Raw genomic sequence first — 8,570 nt, 5'->3', positions numbered from 1 at the left:
GCTTCCGGATCGCCGGAGGGGCGGGCCGGAAGGGGTTCGGACGGGAGCGCTGTGCTGGAGTTCCACGCAGTAGGGTCTGCTGCGTGAGCGATACTTCCGCCGAGGACCGGATCTGGACGGTTCCTAACCTGCTGAGCTTCCTGCGCCTCCTGGGCGTCCCCGTGTTCCTCTGGCTGGTTCTGGGGCCCAAGGCGGACGGGTGGGCGATCGGGATCCTCGCGGTCGCCGGGTTCACGGACTGGCTCGACGGGAAGATCGCCAGGGCCTTCAACCAGACGAGCAGGCTCGGCAGGATCATCGATCCGGCGGCCGACAAGCTCTATGTCTTCGCCACCATCTTCGCCCTGTTGCTGCGCGACGTCATCCCGTGGTGGCTGGTCGCGGTCATCGTCGGACGCGAACTCTTCGTCGCGTGTTCCTTCCCCGTACTGCGCAAACACGGCTATAAGGCACTACAGGTGCATTTTCTGGGCAAGGCCGCCATGTTCAATCTCATGTACGCCTTCCCTCTCCTCTTCCTTGCCTCCCACACTGGGTGGTATGCCGATATAGCCCGAATTGTCGGGTGGGCGTTCGCACTATGGGGAACGGGCCTGTACTGGTGGGCGGGGGTGCTGTATGTGGTACAGGTGCGCAGGCTCGTAACCTCGGCCAAGAAGGAGTGATCGGGTGAAGGCGGTCGTCATGGCAGGCGGGGAGGGCACTCGGCTGCGTCCGATGACCGCCAACCAGCCCAAGCCCCTGCTCCCCGTGGCCAACCGCCCGATCATGGAGCACGTCCTGCGCCTGCTCAGGCGGCACGGCATCACCGACACCGTGGTCACCGTCCAGTTCCTGGCCGCGCTCGTGCGCGCCTATTTCGGCGACGGCGACGAACTCGGCATGAACCTCCAGTACGCCACCGAGGACCTGCCCCTCGGCACCGCCGGCAGCGTCAAGAACGCCGCCGACCGCCTCCGCGACGATCGTTTCCTGGTCATCTCCGGCGATGCCCTGACCGATTTTGATTTAACGGACATGATCCGGTTTCACCGCGAGAATGCGGCTCTCGTGACGATCGGGCTGAAACGCGTACCGAATCCGCTCGAGTTCGGGATCATCATCGTCGACGACGAGGGCAGGGTGCAGCGGTTCCTGGAGAAGCCCACCTGGGGACAGGTCTTCTCCGACACCGTGAACACCGGCGTCTACGTCATGGAGCCCGAGGTCCTCGACGCGGTGGCCACCGGAGAGCCCGTCGACTGGTCCTCCGACGTCTTCCCCGCCCTGCTCGCCCGCGGCGCGGCCATCTACGGCTACGTGGCCGACGGCTACTGGGAGGACGTCGGCACCCACGAGAGCTATCTGAAGGCCCAGGCCGACGCCCTGTCCGGCAAGGTCGCGGTGGACATCGGCGGCTTCGAGCTCTCGCCCGGGGTCTGGGTCGCCGACTCCGCCGCGGTCGACCCCGACGCCGTGCTCAAAGGTCCGCTGCTCATCGGCGACTACGCCAAGGTCGAGGCAGGGGCCGAGCTGCGCGAGTACACCGTGCTCGGCAACAACGTGGTCGTCCGCGAGGGCGCCTTCCTGCACCGCGCGGTCGTCCACGACAACGTCTACCTCGGGCCGGGGGCCCACCTGCGGGGCTGCGTCATCGGCAAGAGCACCGACGTGATGGCCGGCGCCCGCATCGAGGAGAACTCCGTCATCGGCGACGAATGCGTCATCGAGGCGGAGGCGTACGTCTCCAGCGGCGTCAGGGTCTACCCGTTCAAGACCATCGAGGCCGGAGCGGTCGTCAACACCAGCGTGATCTGGGAGTCGCGCGGCCAGCGCAACCTCTTCGGCACACGGGGCGTCAGCGGCCTGGTCAACGTCGAGATCACCGCCGAGCTCTGCGTCCGCCTGGCCAGCGCGTACGCCACCACCCTCAAGAAGGGCGAGCACGTCGTCACCTCGCGCGACTGCTCGCTGGCCGCCAGGGCGCTCAAGCGAGCCGTCATCGGCGCGCTCACCGCGGGCGCGATCAACGTGCTGGACCTGGAGGCGGCCCCGCTCCCGGTGGCCCGCTTCCACACCGCCAGGGGTTCGGCGGCCGGCGGGATCGCGCTGCGCACCACGCCGGGAGACCCGCAGAGCGTGGACATCGTCATCATGGACGACCGCGGCGCCGACCTGCCTCCGGCGGCGCAACGCAAGCTGGAGCGGGTCTTCTCCCGCCAGGAGTTCCGCCGTGCCTTCCCCGGCGAGATCGCGGAGCTCGCCTACCCCGCCAGGGCCGTCGAGGACTACACCCACGAGCTGCTGCGCCACGCGGGCGTGACCGGGGTCAAGGACATGAAGGTCGTCGTCGACTGCGCGGGCGGCACGTCCTCGCTGGTGCTGCCCACGCTGCTCGGCCGGGTCGGCGTCGAGGTGCTCACCGTCAACGCCCGCCTCGACGACATCTCGCCCACCGAGACGCTCGCGGGTCGGCGGCGTGACCTGCAGCGCCTGTCCGAGCTGGTCGGCTCGTCGCGGGCGGCCTTCGGCGTCAGGTTCGACCCGGTCGGCGAGCGCATCGCCCTGGTGGACGAGATGGGCCAGCTCATCAGCGAGGAGCGCGCCCTGCTCGTCGTGCTCGACCTGGTCGCCGCCGAACGCAGGAGCGGCCGGGTGGCTCTGCCCGTCACCACGACCAGGGTGGCCGAACAGGTGTGCCGCTTCCACGGCGTGCAGGTGCAGTGGACGTCGACCGCGCTCGACGCCCTCACCTCGGCCGCCGCCGGTCCCGACATGATCTTCGCGGCGGACGGGCGCGGCGGCTTCGTGGTGCCGGAGTTCAGCCCCGCGATCGACGGGCTGGCCGCGTTCCTGCGCCTGCTCGGCCTGGTCGCCCGCACCCGCCTGTCGCTCAGCCAGATCGACGCCAGGATTCCCGAGGTCAAGCTTCTCAGGCGGACGGTGCCGACACCGTGGGCGGCCAAGGGCGCCGTCATGCGCTCGGTCATCGAGGCGGCCGAGGCCGAGCCCGAGGGCCGCCGCATCGACACCACCGACGGGGTGCGGGTGGCCCGCGACGACGGCAGCTGGGTGCTGGTGCTGCCGGCCGCCGCCGAGCCCGTGACCGACCTGTGGGCGGAGGCGTCCGACATGGACGGCGCACAGGCCCTGCTCGAACGCTGGGCCCGCATCGTGGAGCAGGCCGCCACATGACCGCCGGCACGCCGTGGCTGGGCACCGGGAAAACGGGCGGAGCGCGATGTGCGCAGAAGGTCCCGCAAGATCGTAATGTAGAAACGCGCGGCGGCATGGACCGCAGGGCGGGGGCGGCGGTAACTTTGTCTGCGTCCTGACCACAGTCCAGCGCCGCCGTCTTGACCTTTGCCGCTGATCAGCGTAAGTTGCGGCATTCGCAAACTTGAAAAAGCGAAGCGAGGCGCGCTCCAGAGCACCGTCGCCGCGTCTTCGCGGTAGGAGGCCGAGCCGATCGATGCCGAGCGTCTACTGCACGCAGTGCGGGCACGCCAACCCCGAGGATGCCCGTTTCTGTTCCCGCTGTGGGTCACCGCTGACCAGACTCGAGGTCTCCGGGGACACCACGTCGACGATCTCGGTGGCGGGAATCGAGGCGTATGAGGCTGAGACAGGCGACATGCTCCTGGCCGAGCGGGCGCTGGTCGAGCAGCTGCCGCCCGGCGCGGCTCTGCTCACGGTGACCAGGGGGCCCAACCAGGGCAGCCGCTTCCGGCTCGACAAAGACCTGACCACGACCGGGCGCCATCCGGAGAGTGACATCTTCCTCGACGACATCACGGTCTCCCGCCGCCACGTCGAGTTCTACCGCCACCGCGGCGGCCAGTTCTCCGTGCGCGACGTGGGGAGCCTCAACGGCACCTACGTCAACAGGGAGCGGATCGAGGAGGTTCCCCTGCACTCCGGTGACGAGGTGCAGATCGGTAAGTTCCGCCTTGTCTTCCTGATGCGGGGCAACTCCGGGGCATGAGGGGGCGAAGCGGGCGACCGGCGTACGCCGTCTCGTGCCTGGCCATGCGGCAAGGGGAGGAGCGCGCATGACGTCACAGGCGGCACGCTCGCACATGAGCATCGGGGAGGTGCTCGCGCTGCTGCAGGGCGAGTTTCCCGATGTCACCATCTCCAAGATCCGGTTCTTGGAGGGGGAAGGGCTGATCGAGCCCGAGCGCAGCCCGTCCGGCTACCGTAAGTTCACGCACCTGCACGTGGAGCAGCTGCGTTTCATCCTCACCGAGCAGCGTGACCACTACCTGCCGCTGCGGGTGATCAAGGACAAGATGGCGGAGGGCTTCGGCCGCCCGCGAGCCGTCCAGGACAACGACCAGCAGGAGATCAGGCTCAGCAGAGCCGAGCTGATCGAGGCCGCGGGCATCGACGAGGAGACCCTCGACGAGCTGGAGGACTACGGCCTGCTCGCCCCGGTGGCGCGCCGCTACGACGAGGAGGCGCTCACGGTGGCGCGCACCGTCGGCGCCCTGGCCCGCTTCGGCCTGCGCGCCCGGCACCTGCGCGCGGTCAAGGCGGCGGCCGAGCGAGAGTGCGGCCTGGTGGAGCAGACCGTCGCGCCGATACTCAAGCGCCGCGCTCCCGGCGCCATCGGTGAGGCCGACGAGGCGGCCAGGGAGCTTTCCTCGCTCCTGCTCGACCTGCACGCATCCCTTGTGCGCACGGGCGTCCGGTCCGTCCTGGGGCGTTGAGACCGCAGCGAGCTGGGAGGCGGGGGCACATTCCAGGCCCGCCGGGTGTTACGTTGAATTGCAGAAGCCAGTCAGCAGAAGCAACGACCAAATAGCTGTGCCGGGACACCGGTCAGGAATACGGAGCAGCCCGTGTTGCAGATGGAGGTTGTGGGCGTTCGGGTTGAAATGCCCACAAATCAGCCGATCGTCTTGCTGAAGGAGGCACACGGGGAGCGGTTCCTTCCTATATGGATTGGCATGACGGAAGCCACGGCCATCGCCCTGGCCCAGGCAGAGGAGCCTCCCCCGCGGCCGCTCACCCACGACCTCTTCCGAGACGTGCTGAGTGCTCTGGGCGTAGGCCTGCGGGCGGTCAACATCGTCGCTTTGCGTGACGGCATCTTCTTCGCCGACCTGGTGTTCTCCAACGGCGTGGAGGTGAGCGCGCGGCCGTCCGACTCGATCGCGCTCGCCCTGCGCACGGGGGCGCGCATCTTCGCCAGCGAAGAGGTCGTCCAGGAAGCTGGGGTGATCATCCCGGACGACCAGGAAGACGAGGTGGAGAAGTTCAGGGAGTTTCTTGACACGATCACTCCCGAGGACTTCGGCCGGGCGGGGTAGGTATTTCAGTGCATTTACGCTTCACGACGCGCCGAGCCGGATCGTTGACTGAGCATGGTCGCGGTCCTACGGTGCAAGTGAAACCCGTGGCTGCGCTTCACATACCCCCAGATCAGGCCACGGGATGAGAGAAAGCCGGAGGTCCGCGTGGCGGTCAGCAGCGGCGAGGGAAAGACGGCCGGCCAGGAAGATCCGGTGCGGCGCGAGAGCGCGCGGCAGCGTGCCGGGGAGCAGGGCCTGCTCTTCGACGAACAGCCCGCGGCGCTGCCGGGTGACATCGGATACCGCGGGCCGACGGCGTGCTCGGCGGCCGGCATCACCTATCGGCAGCTCGACTACTGGGCGCGCACGGGCCTGGTCGAGCCCACGATAAGAGCCGCGCAGGGCTCCGGCTCCCAGCGTCTCTACAGCTTCCGCGACATCCTGGTCCTCAAGGTCGTCAAGCGGCTCCTCGACACCGGGGTGTCGCTGCAGCAGATCCGCACGGCCGTGCAACACCTGCGTGACCGCGGGGTGGCCGACCTCGCACAGATCACGCTCATGAGCGACGGCGTCAGTGTTTACGAGTGCACCTCTGCCGACGAGGTGATCGACCTGCTCCAGGGCGGCCAGGGCGTGTTCGGCATCGCGCTCGGCCGGGTCTGGCGCGAGGTCGAGGGCTCCCTCGCGGAGCTGCCGGGGGAACGCGCGGCGGCCGAGGACACCGTCCCGGCCGACCACCCCGCTGACGAACTCGCCCGGCGCCGCCGTGCCCGCCGCACCCGGTGAGCACGGCTCCTGACATCCGTACGAACCGGGCGTAGTAACCTGAGGGCAGAAAGGCCGACGACCCCGTGCGGGAGAGTCCCCGGGCCCCTGGGCTCCGGGGCGCCGAAGGAGCAACCCTCCCCGGAATCTCTCAGGCATCCCGTACCGCTCGGGCGAGGCAACTCTGGAAAGCAGGCGCACCCGCCAGGCGCGCCTCACCGACGGTGCAAGCCCCACCGGGGGTGAAGCTCTCAGGTCGCGACCCCCGCGCTTGTCCGGGGTCCGCGCTGACAGAGGGGGAGATCCGGCACACGCCCGCGCCCTGGCGCCGGTCTCCACAGCCTCGGGAGGCATCCCCATGACCGATCTGTCCGCTCCGCCGTTCTCGTCCCGGCACATCGGCCCCTCGGAGTCCGAGCAGCAGCGCATGCTCGAGGCCGTGGGCTTCGAGTCCGTGGCCGACCTGGTCGCGGTCGCCGTGCCCGAGTCCATCAGGGCGAAAGACCGGCTCACGCTGCCCGCCCCCGCAGGCGAGGCCGAGGCCATCGCCGAGCTGCGCGGCCTGGCCGATCGCAACCAGGTGGTCACCTCGATGATCGGGCTGGGCTACCACGACACGGTCACGCCCGCCGTCATCCGCCGCAACCTGCTGGAGAACCCGGGCTGGTACACCGCCTACACCCCCTACCAGCCGGAGATCTCGCAGGGCCGCCTCGAGGCGCTGCTCAACTTCCAGACCGTCGTCTCCGACCTCACCGGCCTGCCCGTCTCCGGCGCCTCGCTCCTCGACGAGGCCACCGCCGCGGCCGAGGCCATGACGCTGGCCCGCAGGGCGGGCAAGTCGAAGAGCGCCGTCTTCGTGGTCGACGCCGACGCGCTGCCCCAGACCAAGGCCGTGCTCGCCACCAGGGCCGAGCCGCTCGGCATCACGCTCGTCGAGCACTCCCTCCACGGCGAGCTGCCCGAGTGCTTCGGCGTGCTCGTACAGTACCCCGGCGCGTCGGGGCGGCTGCGCGACTTCCGCGCCGTGGCCGCCGCCGCGCGCGAGGCGGGCGCCCTCGTCGTGGCCGCCGCCGACCTGCTGGCGCTGACGCTCGTGGCCGCACCCGGCGAGCTGGGCGCCGACATCGCCGTGGGCTCCTCGCAGCGGTTCGGGGTTCCCTTGGGGTTCGGCGGGCCGCACGCCGCCTACATGTCCGTACGCGAGGGCCTGCAGCGGCAGCTGCCCGGCCGCCTGGTCGGCGTGTCCGTCGACGCCGACGGCGACCCCGCCTACCGCCTGGCCCTGCAGACCCGTGAGCAGCACATCCGCCGCGAGAAGGCCACCAGCAACATCTGCACCGCGCAGGTCCTCCTGGCCGTCATCGCCGGCATGTACGCCGTCTACCACGGGCCGGAGGGCCTTCGCCGCATCGCCCGCCGGGTGCACCGCCACGCCGCCGCCCTGGCAGAGGGGCTGCGCGGGCGGGGCCTGGAGGTCGTGCACGCCGAGTTCTTCGACACCGTGCTCGTACGCGTGCCGGGGCGGGCGTCCGCCGTGGTCGCCGCCGCGGCCGAGCGGGGCGTCAACCTCTGGCAGGTGGACGCCGACCACGTCTCGGTCGCCTGCGACGAGAAGACCGGGGCCGCCGAGTTGGCCACGGTGCAGGCCGCCTTCGGGGTCACCACCCCCTGCACCGACGCCGAGGGCACCGCCGACGCGCTGCCCTCCTCGCTGCTGCGCGAGTCCGGCTACCTGACCCACCCGGTCTTCCACAGCCACCGCTCCGAGACCGCGATGCTGCGCTACCTGCGCAGGCTGCAGGACAAGGACATCGCGCTCGACCGGTCGATGATCCCGCTCGGCTCCTGCACGATGAAGCTCAACGCGACCACCGAGATGGAGCCGATCACCTGGCCGGAGTTCGCCGCCGTGCACCCCTACGCGCCCGCCGCCCAGGTCGAGGGCTACCTCGAGCTGATCGGCACGCTGGAGCGCTGGCTGGCCGAGGTGACCGGCTACGACGCCGTCTCCATCCAGCCCAACGCCGGCTCCCAGGGCGAGTTCGCCGGGCTGCTGGCCATCCGCGCCTACCACCGCGCGGGCGGTGAGAGCCGGCGGGACGTCTGCCTCATCCCCTCCTCGGCGCACGGCACCAACGCCGCCAGCGCCGTCATGGCCGGCATGAGGGTCGTGGTCGTGGCCTGCGACTCCGGCGGGAACGTCGACCTGGACGACCTCGACGCCAAGATCGCCAAGCACCGCGACGCGCTGGCCGCGATCATGGTGACCTACCCGTCCACGCACGGCGTCTACGAGGAGACCATCACCGAGATCTGCGCCAAGGTGCACGAGGCCGGCGGCCAGGTCTACGTCGACGGGGCCAACCTCAACGCGCTGGTCGGGCTCGCCAAGCCCGGCGAGTTCGGGGCCGACGTGTCCCACCTCAACCTGCACAAGACGTTCTGCATCCCGCACGGCGGCGGCGGGCCCGGCGTCGGCCCGGTCGCGGTCCGCGGCCACCTGGCCCCCTACCTGCCCGGCCACCC

At 70.1% G+C, this 8,570-nt stretch carries 7 protein-coding genes and 1 riboswitch; all 7 genes read left to right on the top strand.

Annotated features, from left to right (window positions below; all coding sequences use genetic code 11):
- The first annotated feature begins 83 nt into the window (after window positions 1-83).
- Window positions 84-665 (top strand): cardiolipin synthase ClsA, encoded by a 582-nt coding sequence (gene clsA / locus E1267_RS40720; RefSeq protein WP_132341170.1) that lies wholly within the window; start codon window positions 84-86, stop codon window positions 663-665.
- 4 nt (window positions 666-669) lie between these two features.
- Window positions 670-3,174 carry a mannose-1-phosphate guanyltransferase gene (locus E1267_RS40715; RefSeq protein ID WP_132341168.1) on the top strand — a complete coding sequence of 835 codons (2,505 nt, stop codon included), beginning with the start codon at window positions 670-672 and terminating at the stop codon, window positions 3,172-3,174.
- A 277-nt stretch (window positions 3,175-3,451) separates the two neighbouring features.
- Window positions 3,452-3,964, top strand: coding sequence for a double zinc ribbon and FHA domain-containing protein (locus E1267_RS40710; RefSeq protein WP_132341167.1), 513 nt, complete (start codon window positions 3,452-3,454; stop codon window positions 3,962-3,964).
- A 67-nt stretch (window positions 3,965-4,031) separates the two neighbouring features.
- Entirely contained in the window at window positions 4,032-4,691 is a 660-nt protein-coding gene (gene ftsR, locus E1267_RS40705; RefSeq protein WP_165960082.1) for a transcriptional regulator FtsR, read from the top strand.
- Window positions 4,692-4,823: 132 nt separating this feature from the next.
- A complete protein-coding gene (locus E1267_RS40700) occupies window positions 4,824-5,294 on the top strand; it encodes a bifunctional nuclease family protein (RefSeq protein ID WP_090771501.1) in 471 nt (156 codons plus the stop codon).
- A 147-nt stretch (window positions 5,295-5,441) separates the two neighbouring features.
- Window positions 5,442-6,062, top strand: coding sequence for a MerR family transcriptional regulator (locus E1267_RS40695; RefSeq protein ID WP_132341165.1), 621 nt, complete (start codon window positions 5,442-5,444; stop codon window positions 6,060-6,062).
- A 58-nt stretch (window positions 6,063-6,120) separates the two neighbouring features.
- Window positions 6,121-6,219: riboswitch (glycine riboswitch) on the top strand.
- 180 nt (window positions 6,220-6,399) lie between these two features.
- The coding region (gene gcvP / locus E1267_RS40690; RefSeq protein WP_181957914.1) for an aminomethyl-transferring glycine dehydrogenase at window positions 6,400-8,570 on the top strand (2,171 nt) is incomplete at its 3' end.

The sequence above is a fragment of the Nonomuraea longispora genome (assembly GCF_004348345.1).
Lineage (GTDB): Bacteria > Actinomycetota > Actinomycetes > Streptosporangiales > Streptosporangiaceae > Nonomuraea > Nonomuraea longispora.
This window is presented reverse-complemented; position numbering and strand designations above follow the sequence as displayed.